Source organism: Afipia sp. GW821-FHT14H12 (assembly GCF_058803465.1).
This window is the reverse complement of sequence record NZ_JBXAOZ010000001.1, coordinates 962,784-987,220: the sequence shown is the minus strand read 5'-3', so window position 1 is coordinate 987,220 and position 24,437 is coordinate 962,784. Positions and strand designations below refer to the sequence as shown.

The window sequence follows — 24,437 nt, the reverse complement described above, 5'->3', positions numbered from 1 at the left end:
TGTGGCCGCCGTGGAATAACGGCGGACGACGACACGAGGTCGTATGTCCATTGGATGCAGTCGCGCGGCAAAGGTTACGCAAATTTGAAAATTATTTTCAGCCCGGCGCCTCATACCGGCGCGCGGCCCTCCTCCATCGCGGCGGCCGCCTTCAGGCTGTCGGCATCACGGAAGATCGAGGCCACCGCCAGCGTCTTGCCGTTGAGTTTGTATTCGAGGAGGCAATCGTGCGCCATGATCTCACCATGCACGACGATCTCATCCCACTTTTCCGCATGGCCGACATAGTTGATCGGAATATCGTAGTGCTGGCTCCAGAAGAACGGCACGGCATCGAACACCTCGCGAGCACCGAGCATGTTGCGCGCGACCACCTGTCCCTGACGTTCCGCCACCACCCAATGTTCGACGCGAATGTTCTCACCTGAATGTGGGTCCGGCCAGCGCGCGATATCGCCCGCCGCATAGATTCCGGGCGCGCTGGTTTGCAGAGTGCGGTCGACGACAACGCCATGATCGATCGTGAGTCCGGCCTTCTCCGCAAGTGCAAGCCGCGGCTTGACACCGATGCCGGACACGATGAGATCCGCCGCAATTACCTCGCCGCTCTTGAGCACGACGCCGCGCTCGTTGATCGCGCTGACACCTTCTTCCAGATGGAAGATCACGCCATGCTCCTCGTGAAGGGCACGCACGCACCGGCCCATCTCGGGACCAAGCACCCGCTCCATCGGAATTTTCTCGGGGCCGACGACATGGACTTCGATGTCTCTGGCCCGGAGTGACGCCGCAGCCTCCAGCCCGATAAAACTCGCGCCGATCACCACCGCGCGGCGCGCATCCTTCGCACTGGCGATAATCGCATTGCTGTCGGCCAGCGTACGCAACACATGCACATTGGGACGATCCGCGCCGGGCACCGGAAGGCGATTCGGCTCCGCGCCCGTCGCCAGCAACAGCCTGTCATAGGCCAGCCGCGCGCCATCCTTCAGCACAACCGCCTGGCCCGCGACATCGATGCTGTCGGCTTCGACACCAAGCCGCAGATCGATTTTCAGATCACGGTAGAAGTCCCCGGAGCGCAGCGGAATCCAGTCCGCCTGCGCGCTGCCGGCAAGATAATCCTTCGACAGATTGGGGCGGTCGACCGGCGCTTCGGCCTCGCTCGACAGCATGACGATCTCGCCCGCGAACTGTTCACGGCGCAGCATCTCAGCCGCGGCAAACCCCGCCGCGCCGCCGCCGACGATGACGATTTTTTCCGGCGTTTCCTTCAGGCTTCGCGGCCTGATCGGACAGGGCGCAACCTTGTCGCCGACAAACACCTTGCCGTCGCGCTGCTCCACCTTGAACCGTGCGATCGGGTCAAAAGCCGGCGCCCGTGTCGCCTCGCCGGTGCGCAGATCGAAACAGGCATGATGCCACGGGCAGCGGATGCTGTTGCCGACGACCAGTCCGTCCGCAAGCGGCCCATGATAGTGCGTGCAGTGCGCGCCGACCGCGAAGATGTCGTCGCCGGACTGGACCAGCAGAACTTCCTCGTCGCCGACATGACCCAGCAACCTGCCGTCGGACAATTGCGCCAGCTCGACGCCGCCGGCGAGATCCGGGCCTTTGGGTGCATCATCCTGCTGCATGGCAACTACCTCCGCTGTTGAGCCTAGTGTGGTGGTTCAGAAGTTCGCTTCATTTTCTCCGCGAGTCTTTCAAGCGAACTTCCGAACCTAAACCACACTAGAATGATAGATTTGCTAGTGTCTTTTCGAATCCGAAGTTCGCTTCGAAAACTGCTTCACGATGAGGCGAACTTCGGATTCGGGACACTAGTCCCGCTCCGCGGTCATGCTCAAAAATTCCTGCCGCGTGGCCGGGTTGTCGCGGAAGCAGCCGAGCATCCGGCTGGTGACGAGATCGGTGCCGGGCTTGTGGATGCCACGCGTCGTCATGCAATGATGCTGCGCCTTGATCAGCACTGCAACACCTTGCGGCTTGAGCACGTCATTGATGGTGTTGGCGATCTGCGCGGTCATCTTCTCCTGAATCTGCAGGCGCTTGGCGTAGATCTCAACGACGCGGGCGAGCTTGCTGATGCCGACAACACGGCCGTTCGGGATATAGGCGACCCAGGCCTTGCCGACGATCGGCGCCATATGGTGTTCGCAATGGCTCTCGAAGCGAACGCCCCGCAGCGTAATCATTTCATCATAGCCTTCGATTTCCTCGAAGGTCTTTTGCAGCACCGTCACCGGGTTCTGGCTGTAGCCGATGAAAAATTCCTCGAAGGCGCGGGCGACGCGACTCGGCGTCTCGATCAGGCCATCGCGCTTCGGGTCGTCACCGGTCCAGCGGATGATGGTGCGGAACGCATCTTCCACCTCGGCGCGATCCGGCCGCTCCGAGACATCCGTCATACTACGCTCGCGTTCAAGCACCTTGACGTTGGAAATCATAACGACCGTCTCCTTCGGCGCCGTGCGCCGCGTTCATCTGATGATTGGACAAAAAGGGATGAATCAAACCAGGCCGAGCCGCTGCATGACATTCTGCGTCATGCGCTCACAGCGCTTGCCCGCGAAGGGAAACGCGTCGAGCATCACCGGGCCGATCTCTCGGTCGAGATGCTCGCGGACGAGCTTGCGTGCGCGATGCAGCCGCGTCTTCACCGTCTCGATGCGGATGCCGAGCAGTTCAGCCGTGTCTTCGACACTCATGCCCTCGATCACCCGCGTCACGAACACCGTGCGATAGACATCCGGCAACTCATCGGTCACCCGCTCGACAAGACGAAGAAGCTCGCGCTGGGCCATGGTGCGTTCCGGATCGGTTCTGGCGGTGTTTGGAAATTGAATGATCTCGGCCGCCTGATTGGGCGTCTCGACCTCGGCCAACTCGGCCATCGGGCGGCGGCTGCGCAGACGGCCAAGTGATTCGTTCATCACAATGCGCGACAGCCAGGTCGACAGACTGGACTCGCCGCGAAAGGTCGCGAGATGCGTGAAGGCGTTGACATAGGCTTCCTGCACCGCGTCTTCCGCCTCGGTGTCGTTGCGCAGGATACCCCGTGCAATCCGGTAAAGCCTGCGGTTGTACTTGGTGAGGATCGCACGAAAGGCTCGTGCGTCGCCGCCCTGCGCGGCGTGGACCAGCACCTCGTCGCTTGTGGTTTCATCCAGCGCCGGAAGCCGCGCCTGGCTATGAGAGTCGGTCATCCCTGTTCTCCATGCTGCCTGTTAGATGGAGCCACACGGAAAAGGTTACACACAAAGTTGTTTTTCTGCGCCCGAAACAGGAACCGGAATCCTCTTAACCAATGAAGTCCCCGCGAACGCTTAGGTATTCTCTCTTGCCGCATTCTGCGCCGCGGCAAGTTTTTTGCGCAGCGCCCGGTTTTCCTCGAATTTCTTGGTCACGTCGCGCAGCACCGCGGCCGTGCCGGCCGGTTTGCCGTCCGGGCCTGGCAGCACCACCATGGTGAATTCGACGGAAATGCGGGTACCCGCCTTGATCAGCGCCGGCACCGCCAGAAGGTCGCCATGCGAATAGCGGCTCTGCCCGCTTTCCATGACCTTGTCATAGCCTTCCCAGTGCCGCGCCCGGAGGTTCTCGGGAATGATGATATCGAGCGACTGCCCGACAGCCTCGTTCTCGGCAAACCCGAAGATTCGCGTCGCACCCGGATTCCAGAAGGTGATGAGGCCATCCTTGCCTGTCGCAATGATGGCGTCCGATTCCGAGGAGAGGATGGCGTCTCCGAGTGCCGTGCGAAAGTCCATGATTGATACCCCTGATACAATTCCACCTGGCAAAGGCGTCGATCAGGCCGGGCAATCTTTTGTCTACGGTCGCGGCGTCTCAGCTATCCTGTTGTCGCAGACAGCTTCTTCCTGCGCAAGAAATATGACAGCCGGTCGGTTTCCGCCGAGATGGCGTTGCCGCGCGTGCGCATCAGATCCTTGCGCGTCATCAGTCCGACCAGCCGTCCGCTGACGCGATCGACAATCGGCACGCGGCCTGCTTCCGTCGCCACCATCCGATCAGCGAGCACAGCCACCTGTTCATCGGGATAACCTATCACCACCGACGAATCCGAGATGCAATCAAACAAAGTTTCGTCCGTTTCGGGATTCTCCGCACGCCAGCGCAAAATGTCGCGGCGGCCGACAACACCAACCACCACGCCATTTTCATCGATCAACGGATAGGATTTATGGAGGGGCGGCGTATCGCCGCAGAAGAACGCAACCGCCTCGTCCACGCGCATGCTTGCGGGCAATGTATCGACGTTCTTCACCATGACGTCCGACACGCGCAGCAACTCGAACGGATCGATGCTGTACTCGCGCACGACATGCTGGCCGCGCCGCGCGATCTTCTCCGTCAGGATCGAACGCTTCAACAACAGCACCGTCAGCGCATAGGCGGCGCCGGTGCAGACCAGCAATGGTTCGAGCAGGCCGAAATGGCCCGTCAGTTCCACCGCGAACATGATGCCGGTCAGCGGCGAACGCATGGTGCCGCCCATCATCGCCGCCATGCCGAGCAAGGCCCATGCCCCGGTGTCCCCCGGCAGGAACAGGCCTTCCAGCCATGCGAGGCATCCGCCGAAGATCAGGAGCGGCGCCAACACGCCCCCGGAGGTGCCCGAGGCCAGCGCGATGATCCAGATGACCGATTTGACGATCAGGATCGTCAATACTTGCGAGGTGACGATCTTATCGTTCAACAGGCCCGCGATAATATCGTAGCCGACACCGAGCGCGCGCGGCTCGATCAGGCCGCCCAGCCCGACGAGCAGGCCGCCGATCGCCGGCCACCACATCCAGTGAACCGGAAGCCGCTCGAACAAATCCTCGGCCTTGTAGAGCACTGCGGTGATCAGGCCCGATTGCAGGCCGCCCACAATACCAACCGCGATATAAAGAAAGACGCCCCACCACGGCAGGTCGAGATGGCCCGAAAACGGAAACAGCGGCCCGTGACCAATGATGAACGGACGCCAGGCCGCGGACACCACGCAGGCGGTGATCACGGGAATGAGGCTGCGCGGCTTCATCTCGAACAACAAGAGTTCGACCGACAGCAGCATCGCCGCGATCGGCGTGCCGAAGATCGCGGTCATGCCGGCAGCCGCACCCGCCACCAGCAGCGTCTTCCGCTCCGCGGCGCTCATATGGAAGCACTGCGCGAACAGCGAGCCGATCGCGCCGCCGGTCATGATGATCGGCCCTTCGGCGCCAAACGGGCCGCCGCTGCCGATCGAAATCGCCGACGACAGCGGTTTCAAGACTGCGACTTTTGGCTGCATGCGACTGCCGCCGATCAGGATGGCCTCGATCGCTTCCGGGATGCCGTGACCGCGAATTTTCTCCGATCCGTAACGCGCCATCAGGCCGATGATGAGCCCGCCCAACCCCGGCGCGAGCACCATCCAGAGGCTCGGCTTAAGCCCCGCAAGTGACAGATTCGCCGTACTAAATGTCTGCAACCAAACCAGATTCGTGACCAGCGCGATCATGTGCAGCAAAACCCAGGCGGAGGCTGCACCGCCGCTGCCGACCAGAAGCGCCATCGCGACCAGAACCAGCACGCGCTTGTCGGCGGTGAAGTCACCGAGCCTCGGCGCCACATTGGAAGAACGTGACATATTCGTAAGGATCCGAAATAGGATTGAAATTACCGAAAGCGCGCGGTAAGGCCTTTCGGGCGGGTCACGTCAATATATCGCTATACGATAGAAGGCAACGGGGTCAGGGATGGCTAAATCAACAAAGAAATCCGTAAAATCAGCACAACTTCGCATTTCGGCACAAAAGCGCATATCTGCCCTGCCCCATAGCGTGGCTATCAAGGACAAGGACTATTTCGTGCTGGCCTCGTTCCGCCGCGAGTTGCGCAATTTCCTCAATTTCAGCGAGCAGGCGGCGCAAAATCGCGGCCTGACGCCGAAGCAACATCAGGCGATCCTGGCGATTCGCGGATTTGAGGATGCGAACGGCGTCACGGTCGGCGACCTCGCCGAGCATCTTCACCTCAAGCACCATACGGCGGTCGAACTGGTAGACCGGCTGGTGCGGGCCAAGCTTGTCGTGCGCAAGACCGACCGGGAAGACCGCCGCCGCGTGCTGCTGAACCTGACCGGGAAGGCCAACGCCGCGCTCAAGGGGCTGTCCGGCATTCACATGGCGGAAATCCGCCGCAACGCACCGGGCATGATCAAACTGCTGAAGCAGTTGAGCTGATAATTCCGGCGCTCAGCGCGGCGTGATATCGCCGCGCTCGCTATCGGGTGCTTCCGCCGTCGCTTCCTCGATCTGGTAGCGCTTGACGAGCGGCATCTGCGCCATGGCGAAAACCATCGTCAACGGCACCACCCCGAACGCCTTGAACGCCACCCAGAAGTCCGTGCTCTGGGTACGCCAGATGACCTCGTTCAGCACCGCCATGGCCGCGAAGAACAGCGCCCAGCGGATCGTCAACAGCCGCCAGCCCTGCGGCGTGAGATTGAAGACCTGATCGAACAAAACGGCGATGAACGATCGCCCCAGCATCAGACCCACAAACAGCGTCAGCGCGAACAGCGCGTAGATGATGGTCGGCTTGATCTTGATGAACGTCTCATCATGCAGCACGAGCGTCAGGCCGCCGAACACCAGCACGATCACCGCCGTGACAAGCGCCATCAGCGGCACATGCCGCACCACCACATAGGACGCGATCACCGCCGCGACGATCGCGACCATGAACGCGCCCGTCGCCACGAACAGATTGAACTTGGCGTTGGCGGCAAAGAAGATCAGCAGCGGACCAAGCTCGGTCGCGAGCTTGAACAACGGATGGGGTGCGCGCTTGTCCATGATCCTGACTATCCCTGCCCCAAATCCTTGCCCGCGATCGCCAGCGCGAAATCATGCGCGGTGAACGGCGCGAGGTCGTCGATGCCCTCGCCGACGCCGATGAAATGCACCGGCAGCTTGTAGGTTTCTGAAATCGCAACCAGGATGCCGCCCCGCGCGGTGCCATCGAGCTTGGTCATCACAAGCCCGGTGACGCCTGCCGTCTTGCGGAACGCCTCGACCTGCGACAGAGCGTTCTGTCCCACGGTGGCATCCAGCACCAGCAGCACCGCATGCGGCGCGCTGGCATCGACCTTCCTGATGACGCGCGCGACCTTCTCCAGCTCGACCATCAGTTCGGCCTTGTTCTGCAATCGCCCGGCGGTGTCGATCAGCAACACGTCGCGATTGTCCGTCTTCGCCTCGCTCGCCGCATCGAAGGCAAGGCTCGCCGAATCCGAGCCGTGCGCGCGCGCAACCACCGGCACGCCGGTGCGCTCGCCCCAGACTTTCAATTGCTCGATGGCGGCCGCGCGGAATGTATCGCCTGCGGCAAGCATCACCCGGCGGCCTTCCGCCGTTAATTTCGCAGCGAGCTTGCCAATGGTCGTGGTCTTGCCCGAGCCGTTGACGCCGACGACCAGAATGACGAATGGCTTCTGGCTCTCGTCAATCACCAGCGGCTTCGCCACCGGCGCGAGCACCTTCTCGACTTCGGCGGCGACAATCTCCTGGACGTCCTGCGCCGACACATCCTTGTCGTAACGGCCCTCGCCGACCTTCGCCGCGATCCGCGCCGCGACTTCGGTTCCGAGATCGGCGCGTAACAGCACATCCTCGATACCCTCGAGCATGGCCCGGTCGAGCTTGCGCTTGCTGACGAGATCGGTGAGCGCGCCACCAATCGAACCGGACGTGCGCTTGAGGCCGGCGGACAGCCGCTGCCACCAGCTCTGCTTCGGTTTATCCTGCGGCGTATCTGTCATATGCGGACTGTCAACATTGCGGGGGGTGTGTTACCCGGTTCACGCCAAAAACGAAAGCCGCACGTCATTATGGATACGCCACAGCCGACCGCCGAGGAGATGCAGGCACGCGTGCTTCATCGCGACGGCCTGATGCTGGTGATCGACAAGCCGGCCGGAATTGCCGTGCATAAAGGCCCGAAGGGCGGGCCCAATCTTGAAGCCTCGTTCGATGCGTTGCGCTACGGTTTGCCGCGCCCGCCGGTCCTGGCACATCGGCTCGACCGCGACACCTCCGGCTGCCTCGTGCTCGGCCGCCACCGCAAGGCGACCGCCTCGCTCGGGCTTCTGTTCAAGCACGGCAAGATCGGCAAGACCTATTGGGCCGTGGTCGAAGGCGGCCCTGCGGAGAACCAAGGCGAAATCGACATTCCGCTCGGGCGGCTCGATGAAACGCGCGGCTGGTGGCAGAAGCCCGACCCGAACGGGCTGCCGTCCCAATCCCGCTGGAGCGTGATGGGGCGTGGCGATGGCCTGACCTGGCTCGCACTCGAGCCGATCACCGGCCGCACCCATCAATTGCGCGTGCATTGCGCGGCGATGGGCTTTCCCATCGTCGGCGACAACATCTACGGCAACGGCCCGCGCTTCGGCGAGCCGAGCCTGCATCTGCATTCGCGCGAGATCGTCGTGCCGCTGTCGAAGAACAAGCCGCCGGTGCGCGTGGTCGCACCTGTGCCCGAACACTTGCATGAGCGGCTGCGCGCATGCGGGTGGAATGGCGAAGAAGCGCTCGCACCCGAACAGGTCGTGTCACACGCTTAGGCGCGCGCCGTCATGACCCGCAATGGTCATGGCCCGCACATCGCCCGCAACACCACCTGTCATCGCGACGGGCAGGAAATGCTCGGTGCGGCCCTGCGTCGTGCTTTCAACCAGAACATGACGGGTCTTGCCTGCCTCACGCGCGAGCCTGCGCCGCAGCGCCACCTCGCCCGCGTCACGCAACCGCTTTGCCCGCTCCCTGATGGTACGGCCTTCCACCTGCGGCATCTTCGCCGCCGGCGTGCCGGGACGCTTCGAGTACGGAAACACGTGCAGGAAGGTGAGATCGCAGTCCTCGACCAACGCAAGCGACCGCTCGAACATGTCATCCGTCTCGGTCGGAAAGCCCGCAATGAGATCGGCCCCGAAGGCAATGTCCGGCCGCAGCCGCCGCGCCTGATCGCAGAACGCGATGGCGTCGGCGCGCGAGTGCCGCCGCTTCATGCGCTTGAGAACGAGATCGTCGCCCGCCTGCAGCGACAAATGCAGATGTGGCATCAATCGCTCGTCGTCCGCGATCACATCGAGCAGATCGCGATCCGCCTCGACCGAGTCGATTGACGAGAGCCGCAGCCGCTTCAATTCCGGCACATGCTTGAGGATCTGCTTGACCAGTGCACCCAGTTTCGGCGCACCCGGCAAATCCGCGCCATAGCTTGTAATGTCGACGCCCGTCAGCACGATCTCGGGACAGCCGCCTTCCACCAGCTTGCGCACCTGTTCGACCGCGGCGCCCATTGCCACCGAGCGCGAATTGCCGCGCCCATACGGAATGATGCAGAACGTGCAGCGATGGTCGCAGCCGTTCTGCACCTGCACGAAGGCACGCGGCTGGCCGCTGTGAAATCCCTCCACCAGATGCGGCGCCATCTCGCGCACCGCCATGATGTCGGCGACCGCAACCTTCTCACCGTCATCGAGATCGAACGCGCGGCGCGTATCCCGCCACGCATGCGCGCGCATCTTGTCGTCATTGCCGAGCACGCGATCGACTTCCGGCATCTCCGCGAACATTCTGGAATCGGTCTGCGCCGCGCAACCGGTGACAATGATCTTGCGCGCCGGATGATCGCGCCGCAGGCGGCGGATAGTCTGGCGCGCCTGCGCCACCGCCTCATTGGTCACCGCGCATGTGTTGACGATCACCGCATCCTGCACGCCGGCGGCATCGGCCTCGGCACGCATCGTCTCCGATTCAGCCAGATTGAGACGGCAGCCGAAGGTGACGAGTTCGACCGGCATGTCAGGCGAGTGCGGCGAACAGCGCCGGATCGAACACGCCTTCATATTCCAGCACGGCGGCCCCGGTCATCAGCACATGATCGTCGCGCTCGCGCCATTCAATGGTGAGATCGCCACCGGGCAGGCTCATCTGCACGATGCGGTTGGTACGCTTGAGCCGCGCCGCCGCGACCGCCGTGGCGCACGCCGCCGAACCGCACGCCTTGGTCAAGCCCGCGCCACGCTCCCAGGTCCGCATCCGGATGTGATCGCGGTCCACGATATGGGCGAGCGTGATGTTGGCGCGTTCGGGAAAGATCGGGTGATTTTCCAGCAGCGGTCCGAACCGTTCGAGGTCGTAGGCGTCGATGTCATCGACCCAGAAGATCGCATGCGGATTGCCCATGCTGACGACGGACGGCGAATGCAGCACCGGCGAATCGATCGGCCCGACCTGCAATTCGATGTAGCGGGTATCGCGGAATTCTTCCGCCAGCGGAATGTCCTGCCAGCCGAACTTCGGCGCGCCCATGTCGACCGTGTAAAGATCGGGTGACGGCCCTTGCCAGCAATTCAGAAGTCCGGCGCGGGTCTCGAAGGTCGCGGCGCGCTCGCCGTTTTCGCCGAACACGCGCTTGGCCACGCAACGCATGCCGTTGCCGCAGGCACCCGCCTCCGAGCCGTCATTATTATAGATGCGGATGAAGGCGCTGGTGCCGGCGAGCTTCGGCTTCTGCAACACCATCAATTGATCGTAAGGCACGCCATTCGGCGCGGCGACGGCGCGGGCCTCGGCCGCACTGACCTGTGAATCGGACTTGCGCAGATCGACAACGACGATCTCGTTTCCGATTCCGTTCATCTTGGCGAAGCTATGGTTTGCGAGCACGGTCATGTCAAAATCCAGGCGCTTTATATGGCGAGGATGGCGGCAATGACCAGCCCGCCAACCACTCGCTTTTCGATGACCTGACGCCCCTATCGCGCCATGCTACGCTTCTCTCACGCAAACCCCCATAAAATGGAGATTTCCGGATGACGTCCCGCCCGACCCGACTGGTTTTGCTGGTCCCGATCGCTCTCGCGGCGGCCTCCATGGCGGTCCTTCCGGTCTCCGCACAAGCGCCCGCAGCTCCCGCGACTCCCGCGCCCGCGACGGCCGACAAGCCGGTGACGCCTCCCGCGACACCTGCGCCTGCGCCCGCTCCTGCCCCCACGACCACCCCGGCACCTGCGGTCACCCCTGCTCCGGCAGCGACACCCGCTCCGGCGACGCCGCCCGAATCATCCGCGCCTGCGGCTCCCGCCGCTCCCGCCACGCCGCCTGCGGCAACCACACCCGCACCCTCTTCACCCGCGACCGAGGCCACACCTCCCGCCAAGGTGCAGGCCGCCGACCCGTTCGGGGAAGAAACCACGCTGACCGCGAAAAAGGTCGTCGTGCTGAAAGGCAAGGCCGTGTGGGACTCGGCTTTCGAGACGCTGACGGATTCGATCAAGGCGCTGAACACCCTGCTCGCCAAGCAGAAGATCGATCCCGCAGGCCCCGTGCTGATCGTCTACACCTCGACCGACGACGCCGGTTTCACCTTCCAGGCCGAAATGCCGGTCAATCAGGAACCGAAAAATCTTCCCAAGACCATGAGCATCGGCCAATCGCCCGAAGGCAAGGTGCTGAAGTTCGTCCATCGCGGCTCCTACGACAACATGGACAACACCTACGAGGCGATCACCAACTATCTCGACGAGAAGAAGCTGGAGGCCAAGGACAGCTTCATCGAGGAATACGTCACCGACCCGCTCAAGACCGAAGAAGACAAGCTCATCATCAACGTCTTCGTTCCCCTGAAGTAAGGAGTCCATCATGCGCTGCCTCGTCATCGCCGCATGCCTCGCGCTTGCCTCGCCCGCATTCGCTGACGCCCTGACGCCTTCGATCTCGGTCAACGGTCAGGCGACCGTGTCGGCCGCACCCGATCTGGCGGAGATCGAAGCCGGCGTGACCACGGAAGCCAAAACCGCGCGCGCCGCGAGCGAAGCCAATGCCAAGGCGATGAACGCGGTGCTCGCCGCCCTGAAACAAACCGGCATCGCGCAAAAGGACATCCAGACCTCGCAAATCTCGCTGCAACCGCAGATGGCCAGCCGCAACAATTCGAGCGCGCCGCCGCAGATCACCGGCTATCGCGCGACCAATCGCGTCAGCGTCACTCTGCGGGACACCGCAAAGATCGGCGACACGCTCGATGCTCTGGTGGCCGCTGGCGCCAATGATATTGGCGGCGTCAGTTTTTCCGTCTCGCAATCCTCGAAACTGCTCGATGAAGCCCGTGCCAGGGCCATCGATGATGCCCACCGCAAGGCCGCCATTTATGCCCAATCTGCAGGCATAACTTTGGGCGGACCGTTGAGCATCGCGGAAGAAGGCGTGCCTCCGCCGATCGCATTCCGCAAGATGAACGCCAGCCTCGCAGCGGCTCCGACTCCGATCGTGCCCGGCGAGCAGACGCTGCGGGTGTCGGTTCATGTGAGCTACGAGATCAAGCCGAAGCCGTAAGCGGCGAAAGCGGTCAGATCTCGAACACCTGACCCGGCTTCAGTGCGGCGAATTTTTCGCGCGGCAGCTTCGCCTCTCCCAGCGCCGCGTCGAGCGCGTGGGCAGGCGCGTCGATCGCCTCGTCGGTCAACTGGAACGTGCCGTGATGATGCGCCAGTGCCTGCTCGGCGCCGCAATCGGCCAGGGCCTTCACTGCGTCCGATGGATTCATGTGCATGTCGCGCATGAACCAGCGCGGCTCGTAGGCGCCGATCGGCAGGATCGCGAGACGCAACGCGCCGTGTGCCTCGCGCACGCGGCGGAAATGCTTGCCGTCGCCATAGCCTGAATCGCACACGATGTAGATTTTCCCCGCAGGTGTCTCCAGCACGAAGCTCGCCCACAGCACCTTGTTGCGGTCGAACAGGCCGCGCGCCGACCAGTGCCGCGTCGCCACCAGCGTCACTGCGACGCCATCGTCGATCTCGACACGCCGATTCCAGTCATGAGCCTCCGCGCGGATCGCAGCGTCATGCGCGCGCATCGTCACATCATTGCCGAGCGGCGCAATCACGCGCGGCGAGAATTTCCCCGCCAGCTTTGAGAGCGTGCGGACATCGAGGTGATCGTAATGGCCGTGCGACACCAGCACCGCGTCGATCTTTGGCAACGCCTCGAAGGCGATGCCGGGATCGTTGACGCGCTTCGGGCCTGCAAAAGTGAAAGGCGAAGCGCGCTGCGACCACACCGGATCGATCAGGATGTTCAGCCCTGCGGTCTGGATCAGCCAGCTCGCATGGCCGACGAAGGACAGCCGGACCCTGTTGCCCGTGACGCTCGGCGGCGGCACATCGGCAAACCCGCTCGGCGCGCGCGCGGGCCATTTCGCCGCCTTGCGGGTTCTCTGCCAGCGCATGATCTGCGCGAAGGTATGGGGCGGGGTGCCATCGGGATCGAAAAAGCGCAGGCCGTCGAAATGATCCGAGACCGGGCCGTTGTAAGTCTTCATCCGGGCTTCCCATGCCAAGAACCGCTCGCGGCGGTTCCATAAAAGCCGCAGCGGGTGAATTTCATGGCCGCGATAGGCCCGAAATGCCGCCCGAAGGCAAATAACGGCTCCGCGAAGCGCGTTTCCGGCCATAAAAACCGCGTTTTCCGCTCTTTTCTTGACTTTCCGGGCCGGGGAGGCTTTAACCGCGCCACTTCTCGAAAAGGTTTTCTTTTCGACCCGCCGACCGGTGCGAGACGCCGGAGGTCAACGCCCGACAGCGCTGTGCGCCCTCGGGCGCAAAATTGTTTGGATCATTGCTCCATCCGGAGCGCAACGGGATACGACGCTGAGATGTTCGACAATCTGTCGGAAAAGCTCGGAGGCATTCTCGACAAGCTGACGCGGCGCGGCGCGCTGTCGGAGGCCGATGTCGATGCCGCGATGCGCGAAGTGCGCCGTGCGCTGCTGGAAGCGGACGTGGCGCTCGATGTCGTGCGCTCGTTTACCGACAAGGTCCGCGAGCAGGCGATCGGCGCCACCGTCGTCAAATCGGTGACACCGGGCCAGATGGTCGTGAAGATCGTTCACGATCAACTCGTGGAGACGCTCGGCTCCGACGGCCAGACCATCGACCTCAACGCGCCCGCGCCAATCGCGATCATGATGGTCGGCCTGCAGGGCTCCGGTAAAACCACCACCACCGCGAAGCTCGCGCGCCGCCTCACGCAGCGCGACAAGAAAAAAGTTTTGATGGCCTCGCTCGACGTCTACCGTCCGGCGGCGCAGGAACAGCTCGCGGTGCTCGGCCGCGACCTCTCCATCGAGACGCTGCCCGTCGTCGCAGGCCAGATGCCGCCGCAGATCGCGCAGCGCGCGCTGCAGGCCGCCAAGCTCGGCGGCTACGACATCGTGCTGCTCGACACCGCAGGCCGCACCACGCTCGACGAAGAGATGATGCGCGAGGCCGCGACGGTGAAAACCGCCGCCAATCCTCATGAAGTGCTGCTGGTCGCGGATTCGCTAACGGGTCAGGACGCCGTCAATCTCGCGCGCGCGTTCGATGAGCGCGTCGGCCTCACCGGCATCGTGCTCACGCGAGTGGACGGTGACGGACGCGGCGGTGCTGCGCTGTCGATGCGCGCCGTCACCGGCAAGCCGATCAAGCTGATCGGCACCGGAGAAAAGACCGACGCACTGGAAGACTTTCATCCCTCGCGCATCGCGGGCCGTATTCTCGGCATGGGCGACATTGTTTCGCTCGTCGAAAAAGCCGCCGCCAATATCGACGCGGAGAAGGCGGCACGCACCGCCGAGAAGATGCGCAAGGGCAAGTTCGATCTTGCCGATCTGCGCGATCAACTGGCCCAGATGCAGAATCTCGGTGGTCTCGGCGGCCTGATGGGCATGATGCCCGGCGTCGCCAAGATGAAGAACCAGCTCGCCGCTGCCAATCTCGATGACAAGATCATCAAGCGGCAGATGGCGGTGATCGATTCGATGACGCGCGCCGAGCGCAAGACCCCCGACATCCTGAAGGCGAGCCGCAAGAAGCGCATCGCCGCGGGCGCGGGCGTCAGGGTCGAGGACGTCAACAAGCTCCTGAAAATGCACCGGGGCATGGCCGACATGATGAAGGCCATGGGTCAGGGCAAGCGCGGGCCGATGGCAGGCCTCGCGCAGATGATGGGCTTTGGCGGCGGCATGCCGTCGCCCGAACAGATTCAGCAATTGAAGGACCAGATGCCCCAGGGGTTGCCGCAAGGCCCCGGCGGCATGCCGTCATTGCCGAAAGACTTTCCAGGCCTGCCCTCGGGATTGGGCGGCCTCGGAAAACCAACATTGCCGGGCCTCGGAGGATTTCCGGGGCTTGGCAAGAAGAAATAGCCAGACATTTTCACACTTTCGAACACACAACGGAGAACACCATGTCAGTCGTCATTCGTCTCGCCCGCGCCGGCACCAAGAAGCGCCCGGTCTATCACGTCGTCGTCGCCGACTCGCGCTTCCCGCGCGACGGCCGCTTCATCGAGCGCCTCGGCCACTTCAATCCGCTGCTGCCGAAGGACAACGAGGCTCGCCTCAAGCTCGACATGGACAAGGTGAAGGCCTGGATGGCCAAGGGCGCGCAGCCGTCCGACCGCGTGATGCGCTTCCTCGATGCGGCTGGTGTTGCGAAGCGCACCGCGCGCAACAACCCCGAGAAGGCCGTGCCGCGCAAGGAGCGCAAGGCCGCCGCTGAAGCCGCCAAGGCTTAAGCGTTTTCGTGGCGAAGGCAGCGCAAAAAATCTGCGTTGCGAAAATCGGCGCCGCGCACGGTGTGCGCGGCGAGGTGCGGTTGTGGCCGTTCACCGAAGACCTGTTGGCGGTGCTGCATTACGGCCCGCTCTCGACCAAGGACGGCGCGCGGCAATTCGAAGTGGCGCGCGCCCGCGCCGCCAAGGATCATCTGGTCGCGACGCTCAAAGGAGTCGCGGACCGCGACGCCGCAGAGCGCCTCAACGGCATCGAGCTTTATATTTCCCGCGACGCGCTGCCTGAAACCGACGACGGCGAATATTACCATGCCGACCTGATCGGCCTTGCCGCCATCGATGCGCAGGGCGCGTCCCTCGGGACTGTGACCGCTATCCATAATTTCGGCGCGGGCGACATCATCGAGATCGCGCCGAAAAGCGGTCCATCGCTCTTGCTGCCGTTCACCAACGCCGTGGTGCCGACCGTCGATCTTGCGGCGGGGCATGTCATCGTCGAATTGCCGAACGAGATCGAGGGCGACGGCCCTGACTCGACGGATTCTGCGCCATGACCTGGCGCGCCACCGTCCTCACGCTTTTTCCGGAGATGTTTCCGGGGCCGCTCGGCGTCAGCCTCGCGGGCCGCGCGCTTGCTTCCGATATCTGGCAGCTCGACGTCCGCGACATTCGCGATTCAGCGACCGACAAACACCGCAGCGTCGATGACACCCCGGCCGGGGGCGGGCCGGGCATGGTGCTGCGCGCCGATATTCTGGCGGCCGCTATCGACGCAATTGCGCTCGATCCCAGCCATCCACGCCTCCTGATGAGCCCACGCGGTCGGCCATTGACCCAGACGCGGGTCGTGGAACTGGCGGAGGGGCCCGGCCCGCTGATCGTCTGCGGGCGGTTCGAGGGGGTAGACCAGCGCGTGATCGAGGCGCGCGGCCTCGAGGAGGTCTCGATCGGCGACTACGTGCTGTCCGGCGGGGAACTCGGGGCCATGGTGCTGATCGACGCCTGCGTGCGGCTGCTGCCGGGGGTCATGGGCAAGCTCGCTTCGGGAACCGAGGAAAGCTTCTCCGACGGCCTCTTGGAATACCCGCAATACACCCGGCCCCAGACCTTCGAAGGCCATGGGATTCCTGAGGTTTTGACCTCGGGCGACCACGCCAGGGTCGAGGCTTGGCGGCGGGCGCAGGCCGAATCCCTGACCCAAAACCGCCGCCCGGACCTCTGGGCGGCCAGAATCGGCTCAAAGACGCCAAAAAACACGACGGACCAGTGACAACGGGTGCGGTTTGGCGTATAGGACCGCCCAATCCGTGCATGTGCTGGATACGAAATTTCGCGCAGTCCCTTTCGGGCGCGCCGCCCGATGGAGTTTTGCTATGAATCTCATCCAAGAGCTCGAGAAAGAGCAGCTGGAAAAGCTCGCCGCCGGTAAGACCATTCCCGATTTCGGGCCGGGCGACACCGTGACCGTCAACGTCAAGGTCAAGGAAGGCGACCGCACCCGCGTGCAGGCCTATGAAGGCGTCTGCATCGGCCGCAACGGCGGTGGCATCAACGAGAGCTTCACCGTGCGCAAGATTTCGTACGGCGAAGGCGTCGAGCGTGTCTTCCCGATCTATTCGCCGATGATCGACTCGATCAAGCTCGTGCGCCGCGGCAAGGTGCGTCGCGCCAAGCTGTATTACCTGCGCGGCCTGCGCGGCAAGTCGGCCCGCATCGTCGAGAAGCAGGACCAGCGCCAGACCGCTGCTGCGGCTGCCGAATAATTCGGTCCTTTCACGAATTCAAAAAAGCCCCGGTTCGCCGGGGCTTTTTTCATGCCTGAATGCGACAGAGATTACGTCGAAAGCGGACCGTTCATGATCCAGCGATGGCCGAACGGATCACGCACGATCGCCGTGCGCGTTCCCCAGAACGAATTCGTCGGCGCGACTTCGCCTTTCGCGCCGAGTTTGGTCGCGCGCGCGAACACCTCGTCCACCTCCTCGGAGGTTGCAAATTCCAGACTGACCGAGGCCGTCACCGGCTCGCCGGGCAGCGGCGGGCGGGCGGTGCCGAATTCCGGGAACGCATCCGACAGGAACAGCGTGCCGCCGTTGATCTCCAGTTCGCAATGCATGATGCGCAGGCCATCCAGCGCGGGCATCAGGGCTTTCTGCTTGGCGTCGAAGGCGGCGCTGTAGAAGGCGATGGCGCCCGCTGCGGGCGAAACCGTCAAATAGGGTGCAACCGGCGGCCGTGCAGACATTGAGGAGCCCCATGCAGTTCTTATATGGCGAGGATACTTTCCCGTGGCCCCTTATGCGAGTAAAAAGCCCGCTGCAACAGGCGCCTACGGAAAGCGTCCGACCCGGCACAAGCGAAAACCGAGTAAAGCGAAAACCACAATGGCCAAACCGACCACCCTGTACGACAAGATCTGGAACGATCATCTGGTTGACGAGCAGCCCGACGGCACCTGCCTGCTCTACATCGACCGGCATCTCGTCCACGAGGTGACCTCGCCGCAGGCGTTCGAGGGATTGCGTACCGCTGGCCGCAAGGTGCATGCGCCGGAAAAGACGCTGGCCGTGGTCGATCATAACGTGCCGACCACCGACCGCTCCAAGCCCAACCCCGATCCGGAGAGCGCCGAGCAGATCGCGGCTCTCGCCACCAACGCGCGCGAGTTCGGCGTGCAGTACTTCAACGAGTTCGATAAGCGTCAGGGCATCGTTCACGTCATCGGCCCCGAGCAGGGCTTCACGTTGCCCGGCACCACCATCGTGTGCGGCGACAGCCACACCTCGACGCATGGCGCGTTCGGCGCGCTGGCGCATGGTATCGGCACCTCCGAGGTCGAGCATGTGCTCGCCACGCAGACGCTGATCCAGAAGAAGGCCAAGAACATGCGAGCCGTCGTCGACGGCAAGCTGCCTGAAGGCGTCACCGCGAAGGACATCATCCTCGCCATCATCGGTGAGATCGGCACCGCGGGCGGCACCGGCTACGTGCTGGAATACGCCGGCGACGCGATCCGCGCGCTCACCATGGAAGGCCGCATGACGGTCTGCAACATGTCGATCGAAGGCGGCGCGCGCGCGGGCCTCGTTGCGCCCGACGAGAAGGCATACGAATTCCTGAAAGGCCGTCCGCTGTCGCCGAAGGGCGCGCGGTGGGAAGAAGCCGTGCGCTACTGGGACACGCTGCGCAGCGACGACGGCGCGCATTTCGATGCCGAGATTCGTCTCGACGCCGCGAACCTGCCGCCGATCGTCACCTGGGGCACGTCACCGGAAGACGTCGCTTCGGTCGCGGGCTTCGTGCCGGATCCTGCGAAGATCCAAGACGAAGCCAAGCGGCTGTCGAAGGAGCGCGCGCTCGCCTATATGGGCTTGAAAGCCGGCACCAAGATCACCGACATCAAGCTCGACCGCGTGTTCATCGGTTCGTGCACCAACGGCCGCATCGAGGATTTGCGGGCGGCGGCGAAGGTGGTCAACGGACACACCGTCAACGGACACGTCAACGCCATGGTGGTGCCGGGCTCGGGCCTCGTGAAGGAGCAGGCGGAAGCCGAGGGCCTCGACAAGATTTTCCTCAAGGCCGGTTTTGAGTGGCGCGAGCCGGGCTGCTCGATGTGTCTCGCGATGAATCCCGACAAGCTGTCGCCGGAGGAGCGTTGCGCCTCGACATCGAACCGCAATTTTGAGGGCCGTCAGGGCTTCAAGGGCCGCACCCATCTGGTGTCGCCCGCGATGGCTGCTGCGGCGGCGATTGCAGGCCACTTCGTCGACATCCGCGACTGGAAGGCCGCGTAAGCATCCTTCATCACATCGGACTCAATAAAAGACGGGCGCTGAAAAGCGCCCGTTTTGTTTGTCATGTCCGTTGATCTGCGAGCTTCAGAAACCGAAGCTGAAGCCGATGCCGCGACCCCAGCCATAATAGCCCGGTCCGCCGTAGTAGTAACCGTAGGGACGATAATACGGGCGGTAGTAGCCATACGGACGGTAGTAGCCCGGCCCGTAATAATATCTGGGGCCGTAATAGTAGGGCCGGTAATACGGGCGATAATAGACCCGTGGATGGTAGTGGCGGTGGTAGTAGCGATGGTAACGCCGCGCACTGATATCCGTCATCGTTGTCTTGGCATGATGTGCCGGCCGCGAAACCGCCTGCGACTGTGGCGTGGCGGCCTGTGCGGATGGCGCCGCCAGTGCGGCCCCAAGCAACACGGCTCCGGCGGCGAGTAATGTTTGAAGATTTAATTTCATCAAATCCTCCTTTGATCTGCCTCAGGCCCCCATCATAGCGATATCACGTTCCCTGAACCGATGCCGACTCCAATCATTCCAAAACGAAAACAGGCCCGGTGAAGGGCCTGCTCGTGATCCAGTGGAGAGCTTACCAGTGACGGTAGTGGTGATGACGCCAATGGCGGCGATGGGGATGCCAGTGACGGCGGGGATGCCAATGACGACGATAGTGGACCTCCGTCGTCAGGCCGGCAGCGGCATGATCGGCAACTGCAGCGGTGCCCGGTGCCGCAAGCGACATCGCATTTGCCTGCTGCGACGGGGTTGCGACAAACATCAGACCCGCGACTGCGAGAAGTCCGAGAAGTTTCTTCATCGTCAAGCTCTCCTATGACCAATGCAACAGCCGTCATCCGACGACCGTAATTTCACGCCTGATAACCCGTGCGAACCACAAGGGTTCCCGATCGGGAAGGCATGGTCAGCCTGAAAGCAGAACGGTGAACTCACGCTGAATGAATCAGGGCTACAAAATGGCGCCGGTAAAACAGCCGGCTGAAAACGCCGAAGGACTCAACCCTGCCAGTAACAGCTTTCGCGCGGCACGATCACCGTCCCGCTCAGGCGATACTCGTATTCATAATAGGAGTGACAGATTCTCACGGAGTTCGGCCCCGGCCCGCGCGGTGTGTAGATATGGACCCGGCGAGGCTTGCGATGCCGCGTCGTCTCCCGGCTCTGCGCGGAAAACTCCTCCACCCGTGGCGTTGCGGTGGCAGCAGGCATAGCCACAGCACCGGATTGCGCAGGCTCGGCGGCGGCCTTTCCGCCCGTATGGAGCGTCACCAGCAAAATCGCCCCCGCCATGCTTAACAATGAATGCCGCATTATCCGCCTGCCCCGCTCAAGAAGCCCGAAACGTCTCCGATTGGCCCTCCCGCGTCAATAACCCTCGCTCGCAGCGCATTCAGCCATGCGTCCAATAGGCCTTTGCCAAATCCTCCATTCACGATAAGAACCGTTCCAAATTGGCCTGCCTTTCATAGGCCTCAACGGGTTGAGACGATGGAAAAATTCACTGTTGTAAGCAGCGTGGCCGCGCCGCTGAAGATCATCAATGTCGACACCGACATGATCATCCCCAAGCAGTACCTCAAGACCATCAAGCGGACCGGGCTCGGCAAGGGCCTGTTCTCGGAGCAGCGCTACAAGGACGACGGCAGCGAGAACCCGGATTTCGTGCTGAACAGGCCGGCCTATCGCCACGCCCAGATCCTCGTCGCGGGCGACAATTTCGGCTGTGGATCGAGCCGCGAGCATGCACCCTGGGCGCTCGCCGATTTCGGCATCCGCTGCGTGATCTCGACCTCGTTCGGCGACATCTTCTACAACAACTCGTTCAAGAACGGCCTGCTGCCGATCCGCGTCACCCACGAGCAACTGGACAAGCTGTTCGACGACGCCGAGCGCGGCGCCAACGCCACGCTGACGATCGACCTCGAGAAGCAGGAAATTCGCGGCCCCGACGGCGGTGTGATCAATTTCGAGATCGATCCGTTCCGCAAGCACTGCCTGCTCAACGGCCTCGACGATATCGGCCTGACCATGCAGAAGAAGTCGTCGATCGACACCTTCGAGGCCCGCGAGAAGGTCGCGCGTCCCTGGCTGTAAGTCAGTCATCGCCCAACACGGATTTAATAAGCCGCGCCGCCAGCGCGGCTTATTTGTTTGAGGCGCTCACGTCGCTGACTTCTCAAGCGCGCCGATCGCATCCGCCATCGCCAGCGTCCGGCGCGCCATCTCGGCGTGAAGCCGCTCGACCATGCGACCCTCATAGCGGATCGCACCCTTGCCCGCCGCTTCCGGTTGCTCGAACGCCGCGATGATGCCGCGCGCCTCGGCGAGTTCATTGCCCGATGGCCTGAAGATTCGATTGGCGGCTTCGATCTGTGCTGGATGAATCAGCGTCTTGCCGTCGAAGCCCAGATCGCGCGCCTGCTCGCATTCCGCCGCGAACCCCGCGGCATCACTGAAATCGCTAAAGGGCCCGTCGAGAATCTCGATGCCATAGCTGCGCGCGGCGACGACGCAATTAAGAAACAGCGGCACCATCTCGGCGCGCCCCGGTTTCATGCGAATCCTGGTATCGAGCGAAATGTCATTCGGCCCGATCACGAAAGCGGAGAGCCGTGCGTCCTTGGCATGCGCACACGCCGCAATCTCCGCGATGCGCAGCACCGCAAGCGGCGTCTCGATCATCACCCACAATCTGATCGCGGGATCGGCTCCCAGTTGATCGAGCCGCGCACCGATGGCCGCGATATCCTCCGGGCCCGCGATCTTCGGAACCAGAATGGCATCCGGGCGCGCCTGCGCCGCAAGCGCGCTGTCGTCCTGCCAGAAGGAAGACGCGGGAGCATTGGTGCGGATGATACGCTCGCGTCCGCCAAACCCGCCATCAGACAGAGCCTTCGCGATCTGTGCCCGCGCGTTCGGCTTTTCGTCCGGCGCAACCGAATCCTCGAGATCGAAAATGATGCCATCGGCGGCGAGGCTGCGCGCCTTCTCCAGCGCGCGCGCATTCGAACCCGGCATGAACAGAACGCTGCGGCGCGGGCGGATCATCGGCATTGCTCCAGACACATAACTAAGAGAGGCGTATCACCGGTAATAGAGGGAGGAAAGCCTTGCTCCATGCGGGGGATCGTGGTTAGCCAATGAAAATCATGCGGGAGTGGCCATGCCAGAGAGATTTCCGAAACAACTGATTTCCGGATACCGCACATTTGCGGCCCACCGTCTGCCGACCGAACAGGCGCGCTATAATGAACTGTCCGACATCGGCCAATCGCCGGAAGTGATGGTGATCGGATGCTGCGACTCGCGCGTATCTCCCGAAGTGATCTTCGACGCGGGACCGGGCGAACTGTTCGTGGTGCGCAACGTCGCCAATCTGGTGCCGCCCTACGCGCCAGACGGCGAGGCCCACGGCGTCTCGTCCGCGCTGGAATTCGCGGTGCAGGTGTTGAAGGTCAAGCACATCGTTGTACTCGGTCATGCTCAGTGCGGGGGCATCAAGACGCTGGTGCATCCTTCCGCGCCGCTCTCGCCCAGCGATTTCATCGGCAAGTGGATGTCGCTGTTGACCCCGACACGCGATGCCACGCCGCGCCAGCCCGGCGAGTCTGACTCCGACTACATCACCCGCATGGAGAAGAGAGCGGTTTCGACCAGCCTCGACAATCTCATGACGTTCCCGTGCGTGAAAATTCAGGTCGAGCGCGGCAAGATGCAGCTTCACGGCGCCTATTTCGGCGTCGCGCACGGGTCGCTGTCGATTCTCGACCGCGCGACCGGCGACTTCCAGACTGTGACCCAGACGTTGCCGGTGGGCTATGAGAGCGCCCGGCCTCACTCGGCCTCACACTAAGCTGTATAAAAAACAAGCCGCCCGAAGGCGGCTTGTTTCGCAAAGAACCCGAAGGCTGCCTGTTAGGCAGCCTTTTTCTTCGGCTGCAGCAGCTTGCGGTTAACGAGCACTTCGGCGATCTGGATCGCGTTCAGCGCCGCACCCTTGCGCAGATTGTCCGACACGCACCAGAATGCCAGACCGTTCTCCACCGTCGCGTCCTCGCGGATACGGCTGATATAGGTCGCGTCCTCACCCGCCGCCTCGTAAGGCGTGACGTAACCACCCGGCTCGCGCTTGTCGATGACGAGACAGCCCGGCGCCTTGCGCAAAATCTCGCGCGCCTCATCCGGCGTGATCGGCTTTTCGAACTCGACGTTGACGGCTTCGGAATGGCTGATGAACACCGGCACGCGCACGCAGGTCGCGGTGAGCTTGATCTTGGGGTCGAGAATCTTCTTGGTCTCGGCCACCATCTTCCATTCTTCCTTGGTGTAGCCGTCCTCCATGAACACGTCGATCTGCGGGATGACGTTGAAGGCGATCCGCTTCGGAAACTTCTTCGTCACCAGATCGTCGTTGGTGTAGACCGACTTGGTCTGCGAGAACAGTTCGTCCATCGCATCCTTGCCCGCGCCCGACACCGACTGATAGGTTGAGACCACGACGCGCTTGATGGTCGCGGCATCGTGGAGCGGCTTCAAGGCGACGACGAGTTGCGCGGTCGAGCAGTTCGGGTTGGCGATGATGTTGCGCTTGGTGAAGCCAGCAGCCGCATCGGCGTTCACTTCCGGCACGATCAGCGGCACGTCGGAATCGTAACGCCAGGCCGAGGAGTTATCGATCACCACGGCGCCCTGCGCCGCGATCTTCGGCGACCATTCCTTCGACACGTCGCCGCCCGCCGACATCAGGCAGATATCGACGTCGCTGAAATCGTAGTTCTCGAGCGCTTTGACTTTCAGGGTACGGTCGCCGAACGACACTTCCGTGCCGAGGCTGCGGCGCGACGCCAGCGCGACCACTTCGTCGGCCGGAAAGGCGCGCTCGTCCAGGATGTTGAGCATTTCCCGGCCCACATTGCCGGTAGCTCCCACGCAGGCGACCTTGAAACCCATTTTGATTCTCCAAAGGACTGTACCGCCCGGCGATCTGCCCAGGGCGGTAACG

Annotated in this window: 28 protein-coding genes; 12 read left to right on the top strand and 16 right to left on the bottom strand. The window is 62.9% G+C overall.

The window, feature by feature from the left end; translation table 11 throughout:
• Nucleotides 1–110: 110 nt before the first annotated feature.
• The 5 genes from AC1RNA_RS04920 to AC1RNA_RS04900 form a co-directional block, all read right to left on the bottom strand.
• Nucleotides 111–1,637 carry an FAD-dependent oxidoreductase gene (locus AC1RNA_RS04920; protein WP_009338400.1) on the bottom strand — a complete coding sequence of 509 codons (1,527 nt, stop codon included), beginning with the start codon at nucleotides 1,635–1,637 and terminating at the stop codon, nucleotides 111–113.
• Nucleotides 1,638–1,823: 186 nt separating this feature from the next.
• Nucleotides 1,824–2,450 (bottom strand): GTP cyclohydrolase I FolE, encoded by a 627-nt coding sequence (gene folE / locus AC1RNA_RS04915; protein WP_009338401.1) that lies wholly within the window; start codon nucleotides 2,448–2,450, stop codon nucleotides 1,824–1,826.
• A gap of 63 nt (nucleotides 2,451–2,513) precedes the next feature.
• Complete coding sequence (locus AC1RNA_RS04910) at nucleotides 2,514–3,209, bottom strand: RNA polymerase sigma factor (protein WP_009338402.1); 696 nt, start codon at nucleotides 3,207–3,209, stop codon at nucleotides 2,514–2,516.
• Between the two features lie 120 nt (nucleotides 3,210–3,329).
• On the bottom strand, nucleotides 3,330–3,773 hold the full coding sequence (locus AC1RNA_RS04905) for a PAS domain S-box protein (protein ID WP_009338403.1): 444 nt from the start codon (nucleotides 3,771–3,773) through the stop codon (nucleotides 3,330–3,332).
• An 83-nt stretch (nucleotides 3,774–3,856) separates the two neighbouring features.
• Nucleotides 3,857–5,644, bottom strand: a complete 1,788-nt coding sequence (locus tag AC1RNA_RS04900) for a chloride channel protein (RefSeq protein WP_009338404.1) — start codon at nucleotides 5,642–5,644, stop codon at nucleotides 3,857–3,859.
• A 109-nt stretch (nucleotides 5,645–5,753) separates the two neighbouring features.
• Between AC1RNA_RS04900 and AC1RNA_RS04895 the strand changes: the two genes are divergently transcribed.
• Nucleotides 5,754–6,239, top strand: coding sequence for a MarR family winged helix-turn-helix transcriptional regulator (locus AC1RNA_RS04895; RefSeq protein WP_009338405.1), 486 nt, complete (start codon nucleotides 5,754–5,756; stop codon nucleotides 6,237–6,239).
• 12 nt (nucleotides 6,240–6,251) lie between these two features.
• On the opposite strand, the gene AC1RNA_RS04890 is transcribed toward AC1RNA_RS04895, so the two are convergent.
• Together AC1RNA_RS04890 and ftsY are read right to left on the bottom strand one after the other, a co-directional pair.
• Nucleotides 6,252–6,854: a septation protein A gene (locus tag AC1RNA_RS04890; RefSeq protein ID WP_009338406.1), complete on the bottom strand. Its 603-nt coding sequence runs from the start codon at nucleotides 6,852–6,854 to the stop codon at nucleotides 6,252–6,254.
• Between the two features lie 8 nt (nucleotides 6,855–6,862).
• Nucleotides 6,863–7,819: a signal recognition particle-docking protein FtsY gene (gene ftsY, locus AC1RNA_RS04885; RefSeq protein WP_009338407.1), complete on the bottom strand. Its 957-nt coding sequence runs from the start codon at nucleotides 7,817–7,819 to the stop codon at nucleotides 6,863–6,865.
• 69 nt (nucleotides 7,820–7,888) lie between these two features.
• Between ftsY and AC1RNA_RS04880 the strand changes: the two genes are divergently transcribed.
• On the top strand, nucleotides 7,889–8,623 hold the full coding sequence (locus AC1RNA_RS04880) for an RluA family pseudouridine synthase (RefSeq protein WP_009338408.1): 735 nt from the start codon (nucleotides 7,889–7,891) through the stop codon (nucleotides 8,621–8,623).
• On the opposite strand, the gene mtaB is transcribed toward AC1RNA_RS04880, so the two are convergent.
• Both mtaB and dapF read right to left on the bottom strand, forming a co-directional pair.
• Complete coding sequence (mtaB, locus tag AC1RNA_RS04875; protein WP_009338409.1) at nucleotides 8,612–9,865, bottom strand: tRNA (N(6)-L-threonylcarbamoyladenosine(37)-C(2))-methylthiotransferase MtaB; 1,254 nt, start codon at nucleotides 9,863–9,865, stop codon at nucleotides 8,612–8,614. The genes AC1RNA_RS04880 and mtaB overlap by 12 nt on opposite strands.
• 1 nt (nucleotide 9,866) lies before the next feature.
• Entirely contained in the window at nucleotides 9,867–10,739 is an 873-nt protein-coding gene (gene dapF / locus AC1RNA_RS04870) for a diaminopimelate epimerase (protein ID WP_009338410.1), read from the bottom strand.
• Nucleotides 10,740–10,879: 140 nt separating this feature from the next.
• Here dapF and AC1RNA_RS04865 point away from each other — a divergent pair, with 140 nt between their 5' ends.
• Both AC1RNA_RS04865 and AC1RNA_RS04860 read left to right on the top strand, forming a co-directional pair.
• Nucleotides 10,880–11,698: a GyrI-like domain-containing protein gene (locus tag AC1RNA_RS04865; protein ID WP_009338411.1), complete on the top strand. Its 819-nt coding sequence runs from the start codon at nucleotides 10,880–10,882 to the stop codon at nucleotides 11,696–11,698.
• A 10-nt stretch (nucleotides 11,699–11,708) separates the two neighbouring features.
• Complete coding sequence (locus AC1RNA_RS04860; RefSeq protein ID WP_009338412.1) at nucleotides 11,709–12,401, top strand: SIMPL domain-containing protein; 693 nt, start codon at nucleotides 11,709–11,711, stop codon at nucleotides 12,399–12,401.
• A gap of 13 nt (nucleotides 12,402–12,414) precedes the next feature.
• Here AC1RNA_RS04860 and AC1RNA_RS04855 read toward each other — a convergent pair whose 3' ends face one another.
• Nucleotides 12,415–13,389 (bottom strand): MBL fold metallo-hydrolase, encoded by a 975-nt coding sequence (locus tag AC1RNA_RS04855; protein ID WP_492950416.1) that lies wholly within the window; start codon nucleotides 13,387–13,389, stop codon nucleotides 12,415–12,417.
• A 333-nt stretch (nucleotides 13,390–13,722) separates the two neighbouring features.
• On the opposite strand from AC1RNA_RS04855, the gene ffh reads away from it, so the two are divergent.
• The 5 genes from ffh (at nucleotide 13,723) to rplS (ending at nucleotide 17,386) form a co-directional block, all read left to right on the top strand.
• On the top strand, nucleotides 13,723–15,255 hold the full coding sequence (gene ffh, locus AC1RNA_RS04850) for a signal recognition particle protein (RefSeq protein ID WP_009338415.1): 1,533 nt from the start codon (nucleotides 13,723–13,725) through the stop codon (nucleotides 15,253–15,255).
• A 41-nt stretch (nucleotides 15,256–15,296) separates the two neighbouring features.
• Nucleotides 15,297–15,626 (top strand): 30S ribosomal protein S16, encoded by a 330-nt coding sequence (gene rpsP, locus AC1RNA_RS04845; RefSeq protein ID WP_009338416.1) that lies wholly within the window; start codon nucleotides 15,297–15,299, stop codon nucleotides 15,624–15,626.
• Nucleotides 15,627–15,634: 8 nt separating this feature from the next.
• On the top strand, nucleotides 15,635–16,177 hold the full coding sequence (rimM, locus tag AC1RNA_RS04840) for a ribosome maturation factor RimM (protein WP_009338418.1): 543 nt from the start codon (nucleotides 15,635–15,637) through the stop codon (nucleotides 16,175–16,177).
• Nucleotides 16,174–16,893, top strand: a complete 720-nt coding sequence (trmD, locus tag AC1RNA_RS04835; protein WP_009338420.1) for a tRNA (guanosine(37)-N1)-methyltransferase TrmD — start codon at nucleotides 16,174–16,176, stop codon at nucleotides 16,891–16,893. The genes rimM and trmD overlap by 4 nt, the downstream gene beginning before the upstream one ends.
• A 103-nt stretch (nucleotides 16,894–16,996) precedes the next feature.
• Nucleotides 16,997–17,386 (top strand): 50S ribosomal protein L19, encoded by a 390-nt coding sequence (gene rplS / locus AC1RNA_RS04830; RefSeq protein ID WP_009338423.1) that lies wholly within the window; start codon nucleotides 16,997–16,999, stop codon nucleotides 17,384–17,386.
• 71 nt (nucleotides 17,387–17,457) lie between these two features.
• Here the strand turns inward: rplS and AC1RNA_RS04825 are convergent, their stop codons facing one another.
• Nucleotides 17,458–17,868 (bottom strand): VOC family protein, encoded by a 411-nt coding sequence (locus AC1RNA_RS04825; protein ID WP_009338424.1) that lies wholly within the window; start codon nucleotides 17,866–17,868, stop codon nucleotides 17,458–17,460.
• Between the two features lie 139 nt (nucleotides 17,869–18,007).
• Here AC1RNA_RS04825 and leuC point away from each other — a divergent pair, with 139 nt between their 5' ends.
• Nucleotides 18,008–19,420, top strand: a complete 1,413-nt coding sequence (gene leuC, locus AC1RNA_RS04820; RefSeq protein ID WP_040297880.1) for a 3-isopropylmalate dehydratase large subunit — start codon at nucleotides 18,008–18,010, stop codon at nucleotides 19,418–19,420.
• Nucleotides 19,421–19,504: 84 nt separating this feature from the next.
• Here leuC and AC1RNA_RS04815 read toward each other — a convergent pair whose 3' ends face one another.
• The 3 genes from AC1RNA_RS04815 to AC1RNA_RS04805 form a co-directional block, all read right to left on the bottom strand.
• Complete coding sequence (locus AC1RNA_RS04815; RefSeq protein WP_009338428.1) at nucleotides 19,505–19,876, bottom strand: hypothetical protein; 372 nt, start codon at nucleotides 19,874–19,876, stop codon at nucleotides 19,505–19,507.
• Between the two features lie 130 nt (nucleotides 19,877–20,006).
• Entirely contained in the window at nucleotides 20,007–20,234 is a 228-nt protein-coding gene (locus AC1RNA_RS04810) for a hypothetical protein (protein ID WP_009338430.1), read from the bottom strand.
• A 197-nt stretch (nucleotides 20,235–20,431) separates the two neighbouring features.
• On the bottom strand, nucleotides 20,432–20,746 hold the full coding sequence (locus AC1RNA_RS04805; protein WP_009338432.1) for a hypothetical protein: 315 nt from the start codon (nucleotides 20,744–20,746) through the stop codon (nucleotides 20,432–20,434).
• A 177-nt stretch (nucleotides 20,747–20,923) separates the two neighbouring features.
• Here AC1RNA_RS04805 and leuD point away from each other — a divergent pair, with 177 nt between their 5' ends.
• The gene (gene leuD / locus AC1RNA_RS04800; protein WP_009338434.1) at nucleotides 20,924–21,529 is read left to right on the top strand and encodes a 3-isopropylmalate dehydratase small subunit; all 606 of its coding nucleotides are present in this window, start codon (nucleotides 20,924–20,926) and stop codon (nucleotides 21,527–21,529) included.
• 66 nt (nucleotides 21,530–21,595) lie between these two features.
• Here the strand turns inward: leuD and AC1RNA_RS04795 are convergent, their stop codons facing one another.
• The gene (locus tag AC1RNA_RS04795; RefSeq protein WP_009338435.1) at nucleotides 21,596–22,483 is read right to left on the bottom strand and encodes an HpcH/HpaI aldolase/citrate lyase family protein; all 888 of its coding nucleotides are present in this window, start codon (nucleotides 22,481–22,483) and stop codon (nucleotides 21,596–21,598) included.
• A 115-nt stretch (nucleotides 22,484–22,598) separates the two neighbouring features.
• Between AC1RNA_RS04795 and AC1RNA_RS04790 the strand changes: the two genes are divergently transcribed.
• The gene (locus AC1RNA_RS04790; protein ID WP_009338436.1) at nucleotides 22,599–23,288 is read left to right on the top strand and encodes a carbonic anhydrase; all 690 of its coding nucleotides are present in this window, start codon (nucleotides 22,599–22,601) and stop codon (nucleotides 23,286–23,288) included.
• A 62-nt stretch (nucleotides 23,289–23,350) separates the two neighbouring features.
• On the opposite strand, the gene AC1RNA_RS04785 is transcribed toward AC1RNA_RS04790, so the two are convergent.
• Nucleotides 23,351–24,385 carry an aspartate-semialdehyde dehydrogenase gene (locus AC1RNA_RS04785; protein WP_009338437.1) on the bottom strand — a complete coding sequence of 345 codons (1,035 nt, stop codon included), beginning with the start codon at nucleotides 24,383–24,385 and terminating at the stop codon, nucleotides 23,351–23,353.
• Nucleotides 24,386–24,437 lie beyond the last annotated feature (52 nt).